22 protein-coding genes are annotated in these 18,135 nt (G+C 70.1%); 12 read left to right on the forward strand and 10 right to left on the reverse strand.

The window, feature by feature from the left end:
- The first annotated feature begins 1 nt into the window (after nucleotide 1).
- A complete protein-coding gene (locus ACFVYA_RS15005; RefSeq protein ID WP_387045300.1) occupies nucleotides 2-559 on the forward strand; it encodes an FKBP-type peptidyl-prolyl cis-trans isomerase in 558 nt (185 codons plus the stop codon).
- A gap of 48 nt (nucleotides 560-607) precedes the next feature.
- Here ACFVYA_RS15005 and ACFVYA_RS15010 read toward each other — a convergent pair whose 3' ends face one another.
- Entirely contained in the window at nucleotides 608-1,576 is a 969-nt protein-coding gene (locus tag ACFVYA_RS15010; protein WP_387045302.1) for a quinone oxidoreductase family protein, read from the reverse strand.
- A 92-nt stretch (nucleotides 1,577-1,668) separates the two neighbouring features.
- Here ACFVYA_RS15010 and ACFVYA_RS15015 point away from each other — a divergent pair, with 92 nt between their 5' ends.
- Together ACFVYA_RS15015 and ACFVYA_RS15020 are read left to right on the forward strand one after the other, a co-directional pair.
- Nucleotides 1,669-1,968, forward strand: a complete 300-nt coding sequence (locus tag ACFVYA_RS15015; protein ID WP_387045304.1) for a hypothetical protein — start codon at nucleotides 1,669-1,671, stop codon at nucleotides 1,966-1,968.
- Nucleotides 1,965-2,825 (forward strand): RimK family alpha-L-glutamate ligase, encoded by an 861-nt coding sequence (locus ACFVYA_RS15020; RefSeq protein ID WP_387045306.1) that lies wholly within the window; start codon nucleotides 1,965-1,967, stop codon nucleotides 2,823-2,825. Before ACFVYA_RS15015 ends, ACFVYA_RS15020 begins: the two co-directional genes overlap by 4 nt.
- A 2-nt stretch (nucleotides 2,826-2,827) precedes the next feature.
- Here the strand turns inward: ACFVYA_RS15020 and ACFVYA_RS15025 are convergent, their stop codons facing one another.
- Entirely contained in the window at nucleotides 2,828-3,016 is a 189-nt protein-coding gene (locus ACFVYA_RS15025) for a hypothetical protein (protein WP_387045308.1), read from the reverse strand.
- A gap of 183 nt (nucleotides 3,017-3,199) precedes the next feature.
- Between ACFVYA_RS15025 and ACFVYA_RS15030 the strand changes: the two genes are divergently transcribed.
- Nucleotides 3,200-4,393: a hypothetical protein gene (locus ACFVYA_RS15030; RefSeq protein ID WP_387045309.1), complete on the forward strand. Its 1,194-nt coding sequence runs from the start codon at nucleotides 3,200-3,202 to the stop codon at nucleotides 4,391-4,393.
- A 60-nt stretch (nucleotides 4,394-4,453) separates the two neighbouring features.
- Here ACFVYA_RS15030 and ACFVYA_RS15035 read toward each other — a convergent pair whose 3' ends face one another.
- The 7 genes from ACFVYA_RS15035 to mptB form a co-directional block, all read right to left on the reverse strand.
- Nucleotides 4,454-4,669 (reverse strand): hypothetical protein, encoded by a 216-nt coding sequence (locus tag ACFVYA_RS15035; protein ID WP_387045312.1) that lies wholly within the window; start codon nucleotides 4,667-4,669, stop codon nucleotides 4,454-4,456.
- Nucleotides 4,670-4,732: 63 nt separating this feature from the next.
- Entirely contained in the window at nucleotides 4,733-5,650 is a 918-nt protein-coding gene (locus ACFVYA_RS15040; protein WP_387045313.1) for an acyl-CoA desaturase, read from the reverse strand.
- A gap of 63 nt (nucleotides 5,651-5,713) precedes the next feature.
- Nucleotides 5,714-6,679 carry a heme A synthase gene (locus ACFVYA_RS15045; RefSeq protein WP_387045315.1) on the reverse strand — a complete coding sequence of 322 codons (966 nt, stop codon included), beginning with the start codon at nucleotides 6,677-6,679 and terminating at the stop codon, nucleotides 5,714-5,716.
- 84 nt (nucleotides 6,680-6,763) lie between these two features.
- The gene (locus ACFVYA_RS15050; RefSeq protein WP_360183349.1) at nucleotides 6,764-6,958 is read right to left on the reverse strand and encodes a hypothetical protein; all 195 of its coding nucleotides are present in this window, start codon (nucleotides 6,956-6,958) and stop codon (nucleotides 6,764-6,766) included.
- An 86-nt stretch (nucleotides 6,959-7,044) separates the two neighbouring features.
- Nucleotides 7,045-7,830 carry an ABC transporter permease gene (locus tag ACFVYA_RS15055; RefSeq protein WP_387045317.1) on the reverse strand — a complete coding sequence of 262 codons (786 nt, stop codon included), beginning with the start codon at nucleotides 7,828-7,830 and terminating at the stop codon, nucleotides 7,045-7,047.
- Nucleotides 7,827-8,753 (reverse strand): ABC transporter ATP-binding protein, encoded by a 927-nt coding sequence (locus ACFVYA_RS15060; RefSeq protein ID WP_387045319.1) that lies wholly within the window; start codon nucleotides 8,751-8,753, stop codon nucleotides 7,827-7,829. The genes ACFVYA_RS15055 and ACFVYA_RS15060 overlap by 4 nt, the downstream gene beginning before the upstream one ends.
- Nucleotides 8,754-8,759: 6 nt before the next feature.
- Nucleotides 8,760-10,391: a polyprenol phosphomannose-dependent alpha 1,6 mannosyltransferase MptB gene (gene mptB, locus ACFVYA_RS15065; RefSeq protein WP_285993757.1), complete on the reverse strand. Its 1,632-nt coding sequence runs from the start codon at nucleotides 10,389-10,391 to the stop codon at nucleotides 8,760-8,762.
- A gap of 120 nt (nucleotides 10,392-10,511) precedes the next feature.
- On the opposite strand from mptB, the gene ACFVYA_RS15070 reads away from it, so the two are divergent.
- Genes ACFVYA_RS15070 through ACFVYA_RS15100 form a run of 7 tightly spaced genes read left to right on the forward strand, consistent with a single transcriptional unit; the run spans nucleotide 10,512 to nucleotide 16,990 of the window.
- Complete coding sequence (locus ACFVYA_RS15070; protein ID WP_387045321.1) at nucleotides 10,512-11,375, forward strand: helix-turn-helix transcriptional regulator; 864 nt, start codon at nucleotides 10,512-10,514, stop codon at nucleotides 11,373-11,375.
- Nucleotides 11,372-12,820 (forward strand): Fe-S cluster assembly protein SufB, encoded by a 1,449-nt coding sequence (sufB, locus tag ACFVYA_RS15075; protein WP_387045324.1) that lies wholly within the window; start codon nucleotides 11,372-11,374, stop codon nucleotides 12,818-12,820. Before ACFVYA_RS15070 ends, sufB begins: the two co-directional genes overlap by 4 nt.
- A gap of 2 nt (nucleotides 12,821-12,822) precedes the next feature.
- Nucleotides 12,823-13,995, forward strand: coding sequence for a Fe-S cluster assembly protein SufD (gene sufD, locus ACFVYA_RS15080; protein ID WP_387045326.1), 1,173 nt, complete (start codon nucleotides 12,823-12,825; stop codon nucleotides 13,993-13,995).
- A 48-nt stretch (nucleotides 13,996-14,043) separates the two neighbouring features.
- Nucleotides 14,044-14,814, forward strand: a complete 771-nt coding sequence (gene sufC / locus ACFVYA_RS15085; protein ID WP_387045327.1) for a Fe-S cluster assembly ATPase SufC — start codon at nucleotides 14,044-14,046, stop codon at nucleotides 14,812-14,814.
- Nucleotides 14,815-14,856: 42 nt separating this feature from the next.
- Nucleotides 14,857-16,146, forward strand: a complete 1,290-nt coding sequence (locus ACFVYA_RS15090; protein WP_387045329.1) for a cysteine desulfurase — start codon at nucleotides 14,857-14,859, stop codon at nucleotides 16,144-16,146.
- Nucleotides 16,143-16,592 (forward strand): Fe-S cluster assembly sulfur transfer protein SufU, encoded by a 450-nt coding sequence (gene sufU, locus ACFVYA_RS15095; protein WP_285990075.1) that lies wholly within the window; start codon nucleotides 16,143-16,145, stop codon nucleotides 16,590-16,592. The genes ACFVYA_RS15090 and sufU overlap by 4 nt, the downstream gene beginning before the upstream one ends.
- Entirely contained in the window at nucleotides 16,589-16,990 is a 402-nt protein-coding gene (locus tag ACFVYA_RS15100) for a metal-sulfur cluster assembly factor (RefSeq protein WP_013224702.1), read from the forward strand. Before sufU ends, ACFVYA_RS15100 begins: the two co-directional genes overlap by 4 nt.
- Here ACFVYA_RS15100 and ACFVYA_RS15105 read toward each other — a convergent pair.
- Entirely contained in the window at nucleotides 16,980-17,774 is a 795-nt protein-coding gene (locus ACFVYA_RS15105; protein WP_387045331.1) for a DUF4184 family protein, read from the reverse strand. The two genes, ACFVYA_RS15100 and ACFVYA_RS15105, sit on opposite strands and share 11 nt — an antisense overlap.
- 17 nt (nucleotides 17,775-17,791) lie before the next feature.
- On the opposite strand from ACFVYA_RS15105, the gene ACFVYA_RS15110 reads away from it, so the two are divergent.
- Nucleotides 17,792-18,124 carry a YnfA family protein gene (locus ACFVYA_RS15110; RefSeq protein WP_285990077.1) on the forward strand — a complete coding sequence of 111 codons (333 nt, stop codon included), beginning with the start codon at nucleotides 17,792-17,794 and terminating at the stop codon, nucleotides 18,122-18,124.
- The last annotated feature ends 11 nt before the right edge of the window (nucleotides 18,125-18,135 follow it).

Genomic DNA, 18,135 nt, shown 5'->3' on the forward strand with positions numbered 1-18,135 from the left:
CATGCAGAACATCGGGAAGATCGTGGTCGTCGCCGTGGCGGCGCTGTCGCTGGCCGCGTGCGGCCAGGACCCCAAGACCCAGACGGCGGCGCCGCCGTCGTCGGCCGCCCCGTCGTCGACCGCCGCGCCGGCCACCCAGAGCAAGGGCCGCGAGTGCACCGCGGACGACATCAAGACGACGGGGAAGTTCGGCGAGAAGCCCGAAATCACCATCCCGGACGACTGCGACCCGCCGAAGAAGCTGATCACCAAGGACCTGTCCGAGGGCACCGGCGACGGCGCGAAGGCCGGCCAGAAGCTCCTGATGAACTACCACCTGGTGACCTGGTCGGACAAGCAGGTGCTCGACAGCTCGTTCGGCCAGCGGCCGTTCGACCTCGTCCTCGGCGCCGGCAAGGTCATCCCGGGCTGGGACCAGGGCCTGGTGGGCATCAAGCAGGGCGGCCGCCGGCTGCTGATCATCCCGCCGGACCTGGCCTACGGCGAGGGCGGCAACGGCATGAAGCCGAACGAGACGCTGGTGTTCGTCACCGACGCCGTCTCGGTCGCCGCGGCCTGACGTGCGTGAAGGCCGCCGCGGGGGTGCCCCGTGGCGGCCTTCGGCGCGTCAGGGGATGAGCAGGAGCTTGCCGGTGGTGCGGCGGCCCTGCAGGTCCTCGTGGGCCTGGCGGGCGTCGGCCAGCGCGTACTTGCCGCCGATGCGGATGTTCAGCCGGCCGGCGAGGATGGCGTCGAACAGCTCCTTCGACCGCCAGTCGATCTCCTCGCGCGTGCGCGTGTAGTGCGCGGACGTCGGGCGGGTCAGGTACAGCGAGCCGCCGGAGTTGAGGCGCTGCGGGTCCAGGGGCGGCACCGGACCGCTGGAGGCGCCGAACAGCGCGAGCAGGCCGCGGACCTTCAGGCTGGCCAGGCTGCCGTCGACGGTGTCCTTGCCGACGCCGTCGTAGACGACGTCGACGCCTTCGCCGCCGGTCAGCTCCCGGGTGATCGCGGCGAAGTCGTCGCGGTCGTAGCGGATGACCTCGTCGGCGCCGGCTTCGCGGGCGAGCTTCGCCTTCTCCTCGGTCGACACCGTGCCGATGACGCGGGCGCCGCGCGCCTTCGCCAGCTGCACCAGGAGCAGGCCGACGCCGCCCGCGGCCGCGTGCACGAGCACGTCGTGGCCCGGCTTGACCTCGAAGGTGGAGGCGACCAGGTAGTGCGCGGTGATGCCCTGCAGCATGGTCGCGGCCGCGGTCTCGAGCGAGACGCCTTCGGGAACCTGCACCGCGACCGACGCCGGGACGAGCTTGCGGGCCGCGTAGCTGCCGATCGACCCCTGCCAGGCGACGCGGTCGCCGGGCGCGAAGCCGGTGTCGGCATCAGCCTCCACGACCGTGCCGGCGCCCTCGAGGCCGAGCACGACCGGCAGCTCCATCGGGTAGACGCCCTGGCGCTGGTAGGTGTCGATGTAGTTGACCCCGGCCGCGGCGACGTCGACCAGGAGCTCGCCGGCCTGCGGGGCGCGGACGTCCACTTCGGCCGGTTCGAGCACTTCCGGGCCGCCGGTCTTCGTCACCTGCACTGCGGTGGGCATGGGTCCTCCTCGGGTCGTCTTCTCCCGGGTGCAACTATGGCCGAGGCCACGCTGTTCCGCGTTCCGGCTCTCCGTTGGTTATCGTTCGGGACGTGACTTCAGAAGAGACCGTCGTTTCGCCGACCAGCGCGCAGCTGGGCGCGGCCCGCAAGTTCGTGACGGCGCACGGCAAGCCGTCCCGCGCGGTGGTGGAGAACATCGGCCGGGCGGGTGCCCGCGTGGTCCTGGTCGGCGCGGACGGCGCTCTCGGGGACGTCGTCGTGCCTTCGGTGGCGACGGGCGAGGCCCTGATCGAGGCGGTCGAGGACCTCGCACCGGCGACGTGGGACGCGGAGACGGTCAACCAGACGAAGATCGGCCCGGAGCACCGCCGCAAGATGGCGGGCAAGTGAGCCCCACGGCAGTCCTGGTCAGCTGCGCGGAACTCCCTTCGGGTGACGGCGACGACGACGCTGTCGTGCCTGCGTTGTCTTCGCTGGGCTTTTCGGTCTCGTGGGCACCCTGGGATTCTTCGTTCGACTTCGCCTCGGCGGACGCGGTCATCCTGCGCGCGACCTGGGATTATCCGGATCGGCGCGCCGAGTTCCTCGCGTGGTGCGAGTCGGTGCCGTCGCTGCTCAACCCGGCACCCGTGGTCCGGTGGAACACGGACAAGTCGTACCTGGTTGAGCTGCTGGACGCGGGCCTGCCGGTGGTCCCGACGACGCTGGTCCCGCTGGGCTCGCCGGCATCTTTTCCGTCGTCGGATTTCGTGGTGAAGCCCGCGGTGGGCGCGGGATCGCGGGGCGCGGCCCGGTTCGCCGGTGGCGCTGATGCTTCTTCGCACGTCGCGGCGTTGCACGCTTCGGGTCGCGCGGCGCTGATCCAGCCGTATCAGTCCAGTGTGGACACCGACGGCGAGCTCGCTCTGGTGTACCTGGGCGGAATCTACTCCCACGCGTTCACGAAGGGCGCGATGCTCGGGTCCACAGTGGATGGCTCGGGCCTGTACCTGTCGGAGAAGCTGGCACCGGCCTCGCCGCCTCTTGACGCGGTGGCGCTGGCGGAAGACGTCCTCGATGCGGCTACGGCGTTGCTGGGGATCCTGCGGGCGGAGCTGTTGTACGCGCGGGTGGACCTGGTGCGCGGGGCGGACGGGAAGCCGTTGCTGCTGGAACTGGAGCTGACGGAGCCCTCGCTGGGCTTCCGCCAGACGGACCCGGCCGCGGTGACGCGGTTCGCCTCCGCGGTGCGGCAGCAGCTGGCGTAACGTCACCGGGCCACCTGCACGGCCACCAGCACGAGCGCGACGACCGCCCCGATCACGGTCACGGCCAGTGAGCCGGTGACCAGGTAGAGCCCGCCGATCCCGGCCAGGCCGGCCTTGATGAGCTCGCGCAGTCCGCGCTCGTCGTCCCGCCAGGGCGGCGGCTCCGGTCTGCCGGCGATGTCCTTCGCCATTGTTCTACCCCTCTTGATGGTGTACTAGTACGCCTAGGGCCAATGGTGACCGGTGATGGGTTGCACCGGAAATGATCTTTTGTTTTCGGGCCGAGTTTCTCGTTGCCGGGCGGCTGTCGCCGCAGATCTCGCCGTTGCCCGGGCTTGCCGGGGAATTGTCGATCATTGTCGGTGGAGGGTGCCGTGACCATCCCTATGGACTGCGAGCGCGTCGCCGAGGTGGCTTCGCCCAAGGAGGTCGAAGACGCGCTGCGCTGGCTGGCGACGCGTAAAGAAGGTGAACCGCTCCGGTTTCTCCGGTACGCGATCGAAGAACCGGCGAGCCAGTCGGCCGTAGCGCTGCGCTCTTTGGTGGCGCCGTCAGCGATGTTGTCCGTCGAGACGCCCGAATCGCGCGCGTTCGCCGTATGGGGTCTGGTCGCCGACGAGATCGGCAAGCTCGGCTCGGCGGGGGACTCCCGCCGGCGCAACACCCTGATGGCGGCGTTCCGGATTCCGCCGGCGCCCGGCGAAACCGCCTGGAAGGGGACGCTCGAGGACCGCTTCGGCCAACTGAGGCCACTGCGGGGCGTCTTCGGCGAGCGGCCGCCCACCACGACCGCCCCCATGCACAAGGCGTGGAAGCGAGCGGTCGGCGACCTGGCCGGGTGCCTGGCCGGGAAATTCGCCTCGCTGGACGAACAGGGCTGGCGGTTCTACATCGACATCGGGCGGGCGGTGGAGGTCGCGGGCGACGAACGCTGGCAGGCTCGAGCAGCTTCCCAGGGGGCGCAACCCGTCTTCGTCGAGCGCATGGTCGTCACGGTGGTGATGCACCGCAAAACGGCGCTCCGCCGCATCACCGAACGCGACATCATCGCCCGCGAGGACGGCGTCGACGGCTATCACGTGCACGCGCTGACCGGCTGGACGCACGAACCGGAAGAGATCCCGGTGACGGCGCTGTGGGCGTGCCGGCTGGTCGCTTCACCCGGAGCGCAGCCGGGCGACCCCGTGCTGGCCCGTCTGCGCTTCCGCCGGCCCCTTCGCCGGGGCGAGCGGTACTCCTTCGTGTCCGAGGCGTTCGACGGCGAACTCGACGAGGAGCGCTTGTGGATCAACGTCGACGTCGACCACCACGGCATCGCACCCGGGAGGTGCGCTCCGGACGGCAGGCCGGTCACCGGTTTGACGATTCAGATCGCTTTCGACGAGAAGTGCGTGCCCGAAGCTTGCTGGTGGTACGCGGAGCAAACCGAATACGAGCGAAGGTGCCGCCCGCCGGACGGTGATCCGCACCTGCTGCCCATCGAGGACGGGTTCGTCCGGCACACCTTCATCGACGGGTGTCATCCACGGGAGGACTACGGGGTGGCTTTCCGGTGGAAATCCTCGTGACCGAAGTGAGATCACGTCTTGGGACGAGGATTTCTTCCCGTTCCTTCGGCGACGAGGGGGTCAGCCGATGGTGCTCACGTCATTGCCGGTGTTTCCGCCGCCACCGTACTGTCCCGTAGGTGCCGCGACGACAACCGGCGCCGGGGTGGGCGGTGCGAACGCCATCGCGATGACCGCGAACCCCGCGACGACCACGACGGCAAACCGAGAGTGGCCCGTGGCATTTCCCTTGCCGGCCGCGGATTCTAGTGAGCTTTTACGATGCTTTTGTTCCACGCGCGGGAAGTTACCGTGCGTCGTCGGACACGGTAGAGGAGCACGCTAGGTCACTCCCCGTGATCAAACCCGCTTCGCGGCCAGCCGATCGGCCCGCGGCCACCGCACATCAGTCGCCCACCCGAACCGCTCGAACGCCCAGATCACCCGCGCCGAAACGTCCAGCTGCCCCCGCAACACCCCGTGCCGCGCACAAGTCGGATCAGCGTGGTGCGAGTTGTGCCACGACTCGCCCATCGACAGCAACGCCAGCGGCCAGAAGTTCGCCGCCTTGTCCCGGCTCGCGAACGGCCTCTCGCCGATCAGGTGGCAGACCGAGTTCACCGACCACGTCACGTGGTGCAGGAACGCGATGCGCACCAGGCCCGCCCAGAAGAACGCCGTCACGACGCCCCACCAGGACCACGAGATCAGGCCACCGAGGACCGCCGGGAGGGCCAGGCTCAACGTGATCCACAGCCAGAAGTAGCGGTTCACCCAGCGGACGTCCGCGTCCGCCACCAGGTCCGGGGCGAAGCGGTCCGCGTTGGTCACCTCGCGGCCGAACATCCAGCCCATGTGCGCGTGCCAGAAGCCGCGCAGGAGGGCTGATGGGGAGGTGCCGAACAGCCACGGCGAGTGCGGGTCGCCCTCGCGGTCGGCGAACGCGTGGTGGCGGCGGTGGCTGGCCACCCAGAAGATCACCGAGCCCTGCACCGCCATGCTGCCCGCGATGGCCAGGACCATCCGTAGGGGCCGCGACGCCTTGAACGCGCCGTGGGTGAAGTACCGGTGGAAGCCGACCGTCACCCCGAGCGTCGCGAACGTGTAGAACGCCGCCGCGAGGATCAGGTCGATCCAGCTCATGCCCCAGCCCCAGACCAGCGGGACCGCGATGAGCAGGGCCGCGAACGGCACCAGCAGGAAGGTCTTGAGCACGATCATCTCGCCGGTGCCGCGGCGGTGGGAGATGAGCGGCTTGGGCGCGGTGCGCGACGTCATGGCGCGAACAGTAATACACGGCCGGGACGCGCACGCCGACGCGGAGTTAAGCCCGCGTTGCCGTCAGGCGGCCGTGAGCTCGCGGGGCGCCGCTGCCAGCGATGTCACCGGGCCGCGGTCGCGGCTGCCGGTCCACAGGGACGCCGTCGCGACGATGACCGCCATCGCGCCCAGGACGTGGAACGACACCATGGCCTCCGGCACGCCCAGCGCGTACTGCAGCGAACCGAGACCCCCCTGCGCGACGGCGACCACCCACACCATCGTGTAGCGCCGCCAGAGGCTCTTCGGGGCGCCGACGCGCAGCAGCTGGAGGCCGAACACCGCGAGCAGCAGCAGGTAGAGCACCAGCAGTCCGCCGTGGACCTGGGCGAGCGCCTCGACCGGGGCGTCGAGACGGTGGGTGTTGAGGTCGCCGCTGTGCGGGCCGGCGCCGGTCACCGTGGTGCCCGCCGCCAGCACCAGCCACATCACGGCGGCGAGCGCGACGAGGATCCCCCGGCCGGAGGCGGGGACCAGCGACCGCGCGGGTTCGTCGCCTTCGCGGAACGCGCGCAGCAGCAGGACGGCCAGCCAGACGAGCGGGGTGGTCGCGAGGAAGTGGATCGCCACGGTCCACCACTCCAGCTTCGCGAGCACGGTGAGACCGCCGACGACGGCCTGCAGCACGACGCCGCCGGGCATCGTCCAGGCCAGCTTGACCAGGCGCTTGCGGCCCGGGTGGTCGATCTGCACGCGCCACGCGGTGACGACCGCGACGGCGGCGACCAGGATGACGACGCCGGTGAGCAGCCGGTTGCCGAATTCGATCCACTGGTTGAGCGCGTCGATCCCGGAGTCGTGCTTCGGCACGAGGCTGCCGGCGACGCACTCGGGCCAGGTCGGGCAGCCGAGCCCGGACCCGGTGACGCGCACGATGGACCCGGTGACGCCGATCAGCGCCTGCGCGAGGACCGCGGCGATCCCGACGGCCCGCTGCACGGCGGCGGAGGGATACGGCAAGCGGGCGACGAGGCTGGTGAACGGCACGGCATCGATGGTAGAGCGCGCGGAAAACGCGCTTTCGGCAGGTCCGGGCGCCCAGAACGGCGAGGCGGGCGCAAGGGACCAAGGTCACTCGGTTTTCTTCTGCTTCTTCTGGAAGAAGCCCATCGACTGCGCGAAGACGGCGCCGAACCCCACCACGGCCAGGGGAACCGTCCGGAGCCAGAACGTTCCCGCGTCCACCTTGATCAGCAGGACGAGCACCCCGATCGCCACCGCGAGCAGGAGCAGCATGATCAGGAAGACGCGGGTTTTCGAGACCATGTGAACTGCCCCCTCGGGTCCGGCTGTGGTCCGGCCGACCTTCTCAGAGGTGGGGCGTGGTTCGTGAGGTCACTTCTACCCGGGACTCAGGTGAGCTTCGTCGTGCGTGAAGCCAGCGCGCCCGCGAGAACCGCCCAGACCGCCAGCACCGCCATCGGGCCGGGAGCGAACGCCCCGTCCACCAGTGCCGCTCGCATCCCCTCCGCCAGCGCGCCCGACGGCAGCAGCTCCACCACGCGCGCCAGCCCCGTGGGCAGGGAAGCCGGCGCCAGCAGGATCCCGCCCGCCAGCAGCAGTGCGAACCACACGATGTTCGCCAGCGCCAGCACGGCTTCCGCGCGCAAAGCGCCGCCCAGCAGCACACCGAGCGCCCCGAACGCCAACGTTCCGAGCACCAGCAGCAGGACCGCCGACACCAGCCCGGACAGCGACGGCGACCAGCCCAGGAACGCCGCCACCACGCCGATGATCACCGACTGCAGGGCCACGACCACCAGCGCCGCCGCGAGCCGTCCCGCCACCAGCAGCCAGCGCGGCAGCGCCGTGGCCGAGAGCCGCTTCAGCACTCCGTAGCGCCGGTCGAAGCCGAGGGCGATCGCCTGGCCGGTGAACGCCGACGACATCACCGCCAGCGCCAGGATCCGGGGCGTGATCCAGTCCACTTTGGACGTCGAGCCGAGCGAAGACGCCGGGAGGATGTCCAGCAGGGACAGCCCGATCAGCAACGCCAGCGGGATCAACAGCGTCAGCAGCACCTGCTCGCCGTGGCGCAACGTCAGGCTCACCTCGACGCGCGCGTGTGTCCGCAGCATCCGGCCCAGGGACCCCCGTCCGGGCGCCGGAGCGAAAACGCCGGGCTCGAATACGCTCATGCCCGCAGCTCCCGTCCGGTCAGCTCCAGGAAGACCTCTTCCAGGGTCCGCTTGCCGACCTGCAGTTCCTCCGGCAGCACGCCCTGCTGCGCGCACCACGCCGTCACCGTCGACACCACCTGCGGGTCGACCGAGCCCAGCACCACGTACGTCCCCGGCGCCGACTCGCGCACCGTGTAGCCCTCCGGCAGCGCCGCGGTCAGCAGGGCCGTGTCGAGCCGCGTGCGGGCCTTGAAGCGCAGCCCCGCGTTGCCCGTCTCGTCCATCGTCAGCGACTGCGGTGCGCCGGACACGACGACCTTGCCGTGGTCCACGATCACCACCGTGTCGGCCAGCGCCTCGGCCTCCTCCATCAGGTGCGTGGTCAGCAGCACCGAGACGCCGTCGGCGCGCAGCGCGCCCAGCAGGTCCCACACCAGTCGCCGGGCCTGCGGGTCCATGCCCGCCGTCGGCTCGTCGAGGAACACCAGTTCCGGCCGCCCGACCAGGGCGCACGCCAGCGAAAGCCGCTGCTGCTGGCCACCGGAGAGGCGCTTGAACGGCGTCCGCCGCACGGTGGCCAGCCCGAGGACGTCCAGCAGCCACTCCGGGTCCAGCGGGGTCGCGGCGCAGGACGCCACCAGGCGCAGCATCTCGTCGGCGCGGACGCCGGGGTAGGCGCCGCCGCCCTGGGGCATGATCCCGATACGGGGCCGCAGCGCGGCCGACTCGCGGACCGGGTCGAGGCCGAGCACGCGCACCGAACCGGCGTCAGCGCGGAGGAAGCCTTCGCAGATCTCGACGGTGGTGGTCTTCCCGGCCCCGTTCGGGCCGAGCAGGGCGAGCAGGCTGCCGCGCTCCATCCGCAGGTCGAGGCCGTCGACCGCGCGGGTGGAGCCGTAGCTTTTGACCAGCCCGGTGATCTCGACGGCGGGGACACTCACATCGGGTCACGATACGGCGTCGGCCCGCGCGGGCACCCGCGGGGACGGCCGGGAGAGCAACACGGGAGCGAGCCGCCGCACGATCAGCATCCCGCCGCCGCAGACGACGATCGCCGCGACGTAGGCGAACGGCAGCACGTACGGGCGGCCGTCGAAGGTGCTGCCGGTGGGCGGGAGGAGGAACGGCAGGGCGGCCGACAGCACCGCCGCCGCCACCCGGAACCGCGACGTCCCGGCCGCGGCGGCGAGCGGGATCACCGCCCAGAGCACGTACCAGGGCTGCAGGTTGATCTGCAGGATCATCACCGCGCCCATCGAGACGCCGAGCCCGATGATCGGCCGGTAGCGCCACTTGAAGCTGTCCCAGAGGAACTTGAAGGTGATCCCGACGGCGACGAGGTAGCCGAGCGCGCCGAGGATGGGCACCAGCGCGTTCGTGTGGTTGCCGAGCCCGAGGGCGATGCCGAGGACGCCGGAGAGGTTGGCCAGCTCGGCGGTGGGGGAGATCCACGAACGGACCAGGCCGGGGGTGTTGAACGTCGCCCCGAACCAGCCGAAGCCGAGCCCGGTGCCGAAGCAGACGGCCACCAGGACCACGCCGAACCACAGCGCCATCGGCACGCCGGCCACGAACAGGTCCTTGAGCCGGCCGTGCCATCGCCGGGCCACCATCACGGCGAAGAACGGCAACGCGAACACCGCGGGCAGCTTCACCGCGACGCCGAGGGTGATGATCGCGACGCCGAGGCCGATGTACAGCAGCTCCCCGCGCGCGAGCGGGGGCGGGGTGTCGCCCTTCACCCGGATCGGCAGCCGCCGGATGCCCACCTCCAGCCCGGCGAGCATCAGGCCCACGGCGAGCGCGTCGTTGTGGGCGCCGGCCACGAAGTGGAAGATCAGCAGCGGGTTCAGGGCGCCGAGCCACAGCGCGGTCGCGGGCTGCACGCCGAACCGCCGCGCCAGCCGTGGCAGCGCCCAGACGATGAGGACCACGCCGGCCAGCGCGAGCACGCGCTGCAGCAGCACGCCGACCGCGATGCTGTTGCCGGCCAGCGGGGCGAGCCAGCCGCCGAGGCGCAGCACGACCGGCCCGTACGGCGCCGGCGTCTCCCGCCACATGTTCGACACGCCCGCGGTGAACTTGTCCGCGACGCCGAGGGCCTGCGCCGGGCCGAGGGTGTAGGGGTCCATCCCGCGGTGCACGATCTCGCTCTGCGCCAGGTAGCTGTAGACGTCGCGGGAGAACAGCGGCGGGATGACCAGCAGCGGCAGCACCCACAGCGCGATGGTGCGCGCGAGCTGGCCCTGTGACGCCAGCCGCGTGCGGCTGGGCTGGGCGAATCGGCCGAGCATCAGCCAGCTCAGCACCAGGATGCCCATCCCGGAGATGGCGATGGCCAGCGACACCGTCGGGATCCGGGTGAACAGCCGCAGCACCGGGATCTCCTGCACCGGGTTGATCACCGGGGCGGCGCCGGCGCCGAGGGAGCCGAGCGCGAGGAAGAGCGACCCGACCGTGCCGAACCGGCGGACGACGTTCAGCCCGCGCTGTTCGTCGGCCTCCAGGGGCAGCGGTTCGCGGGGGTGGACCGGGGAGAGCGTCACCGGGTGGGCACTCCCGGTTTCGAGCCGTGCCACTTGCTGTTCCTGTTCGCCCACTGCCACGCGTGCAGGGTATCGGTCCGCTCCCGAGTGAGTCGGGTCACTGCCGGACACCCCGCCTTTGCCGACCGCGGGGAAATAAGACACACTTGTGTTGTGAAAAAGACGGCGGCGGGCGACCAGGCGGGCGGCGATCTGCCGCGTGCCCAGCACCCGCACGTTCCGTCGCAGGTCAGCGCCGAGGGCAAGACCCGCCAGGAGGTCGCCCGGCTGCTGCTGGAACAGGGTCCCATGACCGCCGTCGTGGTCGCCGAGCAGCTCGGGATCAGCCCCACCGCCGTCCGCCGGCACCTGGACGCACTTCTCGCGGATGGCGAAGCCGAGACGCGGGACGCGCCGCGGCGGGGCCCCCGGGGCCGGGGCCGCCCGGCGAAGCTCTTCCTGCTGACCGAGCCCGGCCGCGCCCGCTTCGGGCACGCCTACGACGACTTGGCCGTTTCCGCCATCCGCTTCCTGGCCGAGCACGCCGGTGAAGACGCCGTGCGCGCCTTCGCCGAGCAGCGCATCGAGAAGCTGGTCGGCCCGCACCGCTCCGCGATCACCGGACCGGGTGATCCGGCGTCGCGCGCGGAGGCCCTCGCGACCGCGCTGAGCAGGGAAGGCTACGCTGCGTCGACCCGTCAGATCGGCGCGCTGCAAGCTTCGAAAGAAGCGCCCGGTCCCGGACAGAACACCGGCGCCCAGCTCTGTCAGCACCACTGTCCGGTCGCCCACGTGGCCGCGGAGTTCCCGCAGCTGTGCGAGGCCGAGACGGAGGCGTTCGCCAAGCTGCTGGGCACCCACGTCCAGCGGCTGGCGACCATCGCACGCGGGGACTCCGCGTGCACCACCCACGTACCCGTCACGGCGGGTCAGCCGGCCCATCCCGAGCCGGTGAGCACAGAGCCTTCGAGGGCGGCGGCGAAGCCGCTGTCCCCGGGGCGCACAGCACGGATCCCGAATGGAGGGAAACCCGCATGACTGCCGCTGCCGAGCAGCGCACTCCCACCACCGCGCCACTGAGCCAGGAAGAGACCATCGAGTCCCTTGGCAAGTACGCGTTCGGCTGGGCCGACTCCGACGAAGCGGGCGCCAGCGCCCGTCGCGGGCTGAACGAAGATGTCGTCACCGACATCTCCGGGAAGAAGTCCGAGCCGGAGTGGATGCGCGAAGCGCGACTGAAGGCGCTCAAGCTCTTCGAGAAGAAGCCCATGCCCAACTGGGGGGCCGACCTCTCCGGGATCGACTTCGACAACATCAAGTACTTCGTCCGCTCCAGCGAGAAGCAGGCGGCGAGCTGGGAAGACCTTCCCGAGGACATCAAGAACACCTACGACAAGCTCGGCATCCCCGAGGCGGAGAAGCAGCGCCTCGTCGCCGGTGTCGCGGCCCAGTACGAGTCCGAGGTCGTCTACCACTCGATCCGCGAGGACCTCGAGAAGCAGGGCGTGCTCTTCCTCGACACGGACACGGCGCTGCGCGAGCAGCCGGAGCTGTTCCGGGAGTACTTCGGCTCGGTCATCCCGGCCGGCGACAACAAGTTCTCCGCGTTGAACACGGCGGTCTGGTCCGGCGGCTCGTTCATCTACGTGCCGAAGGGCGTGCACGTGGACATCCCGCTGCAGGCCTACTTCCGGATCAACACCGAGAACATGGGCCAGTTCGAGCGGACCCTGATCATCGTCGACGAGGGCGCGTACGTGCACTACGTCGAGGGCTGCACGGCGCCGATCTACCAGTCCGACTCGCTGCACTCGGCGGTCGTGGAGATCATCGTCAAGAAGGGCGCCCGCTGCCGCTACACGACCATCCAGAACTGGTCGAACAACGTCTACAACCTGGTCACCAAGCGCGCCAAGTGCGAAGAGGGCGCGACCATGGAATGGATCGACGGCAACATCGGTTCCAAGGTGACGATGAAGTACCCGTCGGTCTTCCTCATGGGCGAGCACGCCAAGGGCGAGGTCCTTTCGGTCGCGTTCGCGGGCGAGGGCCAGCACCAGGACGCGGGCGCCAAGATGGAGCACCTCGCGCCGTACACCTCTTCGACGATCGTGTCGAAGTCGGTGGCGCGCGGCGGCGGCCGCACCTCCTACCGCGGCCTGGTCCGCGTGGCGAAGCGCGCGCACCACTCGCGCTCCAGCGTGGTCTGTGACGCGCTGCTGGTGGACACGATCTCTCGCTCGGACACCTACCCGTACGTGGACATCCGCAACGACGAGGTGTCCATGGGCCACGAGGCCACGGTGTCCAAGGTCAGCGAAGAGCAGCTGTTCTACCTGATGTCGCGCGGCCTCGACGAGGCCGAGGCGATGGCGATGATCGTGCGCGGGTTCGTCGAGCCCATCGCGCGTGAGCTGCCGATGGAGTACGCGCTCGAGCTGAACCGCCTGATCGAGCTCCAGATGGAAGGGTCCGTCGGCTAGTCATGTCGGTAACCGAGAACAACGTTTCGGAGTCTCTGCGCGAGGGGGCCGTCATTCCGGCGGCCTCCCGCGCGGAGCGCTTCACCTCCTACGACGTCGAGGCCTTCGAGGTCCCGAGCGGCCGTGAGGAGAACTGGCGCTTCACGCCGATGAAGCGGCTGCGCGGCCTGCACGACGGCAGCGCGGTCGCCACCGGCGAGATCACCCTCGAAGCCGACGCCGCGCCCGAGCTGGGCATCGTGACCGTCGGCCGCGACGACCCGCGGCTGGGCCAGGCCGGCGTCCCGAGCGACCGCATCGCCGCCCAGGCGTACTCCTCGTTCACCAAGGCCACCATCGTGACGGTGCCCAAGGAGACCAAGGCGTCCAAGCCGTCGGTGCTGCGCATCCACGGCCCGGGCGAGGACAAGGTCGCCTACGGGCACCTGCAGGTCCGCGCCGAGGCGTTCGCGGAAGCTCTCATCGTGCTCGACCACGTCGGCTCCGGCACCTACGCCGACAACGTCGAGTTCGTCATCGGCGACGGCGCGAAGATCACCGTGGTCAGCGTCCAGGACTGGGCCGACGACGCGGTGCACGTCTCCGAGCAGCACCTGAAGCTCGGCCGCGACGCCTCGCTCAAGCACACGGTCATCACCCTGGGCGGTGACCTGGTCCGCGTCTCGCCGACGGCGACCTTCGCCGACAAGGGCGGCGACGTCGAGATGCTCGGCGTCTACTTCGCCGACGGCGGCCAGCACCAGGAGCACCGTCTCTTCGTCGACCACGCGGTGCCGAACTGCAAGTCGCGCGTGGGCTACAAGGGCGCGCTGCAGGGCGAGGGCGCGCACACGGTCTGGATCGGCGACGTGCTGATCCGCGCCGCGGCCGAGGCCACCGACACCTACGAGTTCAACCGCAACCTGGTGCTCACCCCCGGCGCCCGCGCGGACTCCGTGCCGAACCTCGAGATCGAGACCGGCGAGATCGAAGGCGCCGGCCACGCGAGCGCGACGGGAAGGTTCGACGACGAGCAGTTGTTCTACCTCCAGTCGCGCGGGATCGCCGAAGAAGCCGCCCGCCGGCTGGTCGTGCGCGGGTTCTTCCACGAGATCCTGGTGAAGATCGACGTCCCCGAGGTGCGCGAGCGCCTCGAAGCCGCGATCGAGGCCGAGCTCGAAGCCGTTGGCGCCTGACGCTCTCCACCGCAGACTTTAGGCCCTCGCAGATTTAGGAAATGAAGAATGGCTACCCTGGAAATCAAGGACCTGCACGCCTCGGTCGACACCGACGAAGGCGCCAAGGAGATCCTCAAGGGCGTGAACCTGACCATCAAGTCGGGTGAGACGCACGCGATCATGGGCCCCAACGGCTCCGGCAAGTCCACCCTGTCCTACGCGATCGCCGGCCACCCGAAGTACCAGGTGACCTCCGGCGAGGTGCTGCTCGACGGCGAGAACGTCCTCGAGATGAGCGTCGACGAGCGCGCCCGTGCTGGCCTGTTCCTGGCCATGCAGTACCCGGTCGAGGTGCCCGGCGTGTCCATGTCCAACTTCCTCCGCACCGCGGCCACCGCGGTCCGTGGCGAGGCTCCCAAGCTGCGCCAGTGGGTCAAGGAGGTCAAGGAGGAGATGGGCAAGCTCGAGATCTCGCAGGAGTTCGCCGAGCGCTCGGTCAACGAGGGCTTCTCCGGCGGCGAGAAGAAGCGCCACGAGATCCTGCAGCTGGCGCTGCTGAAGCCGAAGTTCGCCATCCTCGACGAGACCGACTCCGGCCTCGACGTCGACGCCCTGCGCGTCGTCTCCCAGGGTGTGAACGACTACAAGGCCAACAGCGAGGTCGGCGTCATGCTGATCACGCACTACACCCGGATCCTGCGGCACATCACGCCGGACTTCGTGCACGTCTTCGCCGGCGGCAAGATCGTCGAGTCGGGCGGCAAGGAGCTGGCGGACGAGCTGGAGGAGCACGGCTACGTCAAGTACGCCGGCAAGCCCGAGCCGGCCGCGCTCTGACGTTTTCCCAGTAGGACACCGAGAATGAGAGGAGTCGGCCCGATGACCACCACCTCGGCCAGCTCTGTGCCACTCGACGTGGCGGCCCTGCGGGCCGACTTCCCCATCCTGTCGCGCACCGTCCGCGACGGGAAACCGTTGGTGTACCTGGACTCCGGGGCGACCTCGCAACGTCCGACCGCGGTGTTCGACGCCGAACGCGACTACGTCTTCACGTCGAACGCAGCCGTCCACCGCGGTGCGCACCAGCTGTCCGAAGAGGCCACCGACGCCTACGAGTCCGCGCGCGCGAAGATCGCGGAGTTCGTCGGCGCCGACCCCGAGGAACTGGTGTTCACCAAGAACGCGACCGAGGGCATCAACCTCGTCGCGTACTCGATGAGCAACGCCGCCACGGCCGGTCCCGAAGCTTCGCGGTTCGTGGTCGGCCCGGGTGACGAGATCGTCATCACCGAGATGGAGCACCACGCGAACCTCGTGCCGTGGCAGCAGCTGTGCCAGCGCACCGGTGCCACGCTGAAGTGGTTCAAGGTGACTCCCGAGGGCCGCCTCGATCTGTCCGATGTGGACGAGCTGATCACCTCGAAGACCAAGGTCGTCGCGTTCGCGCACCAGTCGAACGTGCTCGGCACGGTCAACCCCGTCTCGCTGCTCGTCGAGAAGGCGAAGGCCGTCGGCGCGCTGACCGTGCTCGACGCGTGTCAGTCGGTGCCGCACTTCGCCGTCGACTTCCACGCGCTGGGTGTCGACTTCGCGGTGTTCTCCGGGCACAAGATGCTCGGCCCGTCCGGCATCGGCGTGCTCTACGGCCGCACCGAACTCCTCGAAGCGATGCCGCCGTTCCTCACCGGTGGCTCGATGATCGAGATGGTCCGCATGGAGGGCTCCACCTTCGCGCCGCCGCCGCAGCGGTTCGAGGCGGGCGTGCCGATGACGTCGCAGGCCATCGGCCTCGGCGCGGCCGTCGACTACCTCTCGGCCATCGGCATGGACCGGATCGCCGCCCACGAGCACGAGCTCGCCGCGGCGGCCATCGAGGGCATCGGCGCCATCCCGGGTGTGCGGATCATCGGGCCGACGGACCTGAAGGACCGCGGCGCGACGGTGTCGTTCGTGATCGACGGGGTGCACCCGCACGACGCCGGCCAGGTGCTCGACAGCCTCGGCATCGCCGTCCGCGTCGGCCACCACTGCGCGTGGCCGCTGCACCGCGCGTGCAACGCCCAGGCGACCGTGCGGGCGTCGTTCTACCTGTACAACGACCTGTCCGAAGTGGACGCACTGGTGGCAGGGGTGCGAGAGGCGCAGAAGTTCTTCGGAGTGGCCCGGTGAACCTGGAGAGCATGTACCAGGAGATCATCCTGGACCACTACAAGAACCCGCACGGCCGCGGCCTGCGCGACCCGTTCGACGCCGAGTCGTTCCAGGTCAACCCGACCTGCGGCGACGAGGTGACGCTGCGGGTCAAGCTCGACGACGGGAAGGTCACCGACGTCTCCTACGACGGCCAGGGCTGCTCGATCAGCCAGGCCTCGACGTCGGTCATGACGGACCTCGTCGTCGGCCACACACTCGAAGAAGCGTTCACCACCATGGACGCCTTCGTGGAACTGATGCAGGGCAAGGGAAAGATCGAGCCGGACGAGGACGTGCTGGAGGACGGGATCGCCTTCGCGGGCGTCGCCAAGTACCCGGCCCGCGTCAAGTGCGCCCTCCTCGGCTGGATGGCTTTCAAGGACGCCGTCGCCCGGACGACCAGTGGAGATGGACAGGCATGACCGAAGACACCGCCACCGACGCTCGCGAGGGTCGGACCGCCGCCGACCTCGACGCCGAGACCACCGCGACGCAGGACCTCGACCTCGCCAAGCTCGAAGACGTCGAAGAGGCCATGCGCGACGTCGTCGACCCCGAGCTCGGCATCAACGTCGTCGACCTCGGCCTGGTCTACGACATCCGCGTCGAGCCGGACAACACCGCGACCATCGACATGACGCTGACGTCCGCGGCCTGCCCGCTGACCGACGTCATCGAAGACCAGACGTCGGCGGCGCTGACCTCCGGCGGGCTGGTCAAGGACTTCCGGATCAACTGGGTCTGGATGCCGCCGTGGGGCCCGGAGAAGATCACCGAGGACGGCCGCGAGCAGCTGCGCGCCCTCGGCTTCACCGTCTGAGTTCGTTCGCGTCGAGCGGGTCACCTTCCGAGGTGGCCCGCTTTGCGTATAACGCCATATACCGTGCGTGCCAGGCCAGCGCGTAGAGCACGAGCGCGGCGAAGAACCCGCTGCAGGCACCGGTGACGAGCAGGTAAGTGGCGTTGCCGACGACGCCGGCGCGGGTCATCGGGTCGTGGTGGGCCAGGAACGGCAGCACTTCGAGGAGCCCGCCGGAGAGCGTGCCGGCCGCCAGGAACGCGGCGACGGCCCTGCGGTGGCGGGTGCCCGGCGGTGCCGGCGCGACCGGCGCGGTGCGGTACCAGCGCCACAGCCACCAGGCGAGGATCGCGGCACCGGCGATGGTGCTGACCAGCTGGATCAGCCGGCCGACGTCGACGCCGGTGACCAGCGGGGTCCGCAGGAACGCCGGCCCGCCGCTTTCGTGGGTGAAGGCGTCCCAGCCGACGTGCGTGGCGGCGCCGAGCACCAGCGAAAGGGCGATCCAGTGCGGCTTCCGCCAGTCGAAGTGGCGGGGAAGCCGGCCGGCGAGTGGTCCGGGCGCCAATGCCAGCAGCGGCCGCTTGAGCAGGACGTGGAACACGGCCAGCAGGACGAGCGCGATGAGCGGGTCGAGCCACAGGACCGCGGTGAATTCGTGGGTGTCCGTCAGGCCCACGCTGTGGAGCCGCGGCACGAACCAGAAGAGGTCGGGCGCGACGGACCCGGCGACGAGCGCCGAGGGCACCAGCGGACGTCGCGCCAGGGGGAGCACGGCGGCGGGATGACTCAGCGTGAACGGCACGAGGTTAGTATCCCGGAGTGGTCCTGCGGTCGATCCTCCTGTTCCTGGCCGCGGCGGTGTGCGAAATCGGCGGCGCCTGGCTGATCTGGCAAGGCATCCGCGAAAGCCGTGGTCTGCTGTGGATCGGCGGCGGGATCGTGGCGCTGGGCGTGTACGGCTTCGTGGCCACCCTCCAGCCGGACGCCCACTTCGGCCGCATCCTCGCCGCGTACGGCGGGGTGTTCGTGGCGGGCTCGCTGGCCTGGGGCATGGTCGCGGACGGCTACCGCCCCGACCGCTACGACGTCATCGGCGCTTTGCTGTGCCTGGCGGGGGTCGCGGTGATCATGTACGCGCCGCGCGCGGGGTAACGGCGCAGGTG

This window comes from Amycolatopsis sp. NPDC058278 (assembly GCF_042881395.1).
In the GTDB taxonomy this organism is placed as follows: Bacteria; Actinomycetota; Actinomycetes; order Mycobacteriales; family Pseudonocardiaceae; genus Amycolatopsis.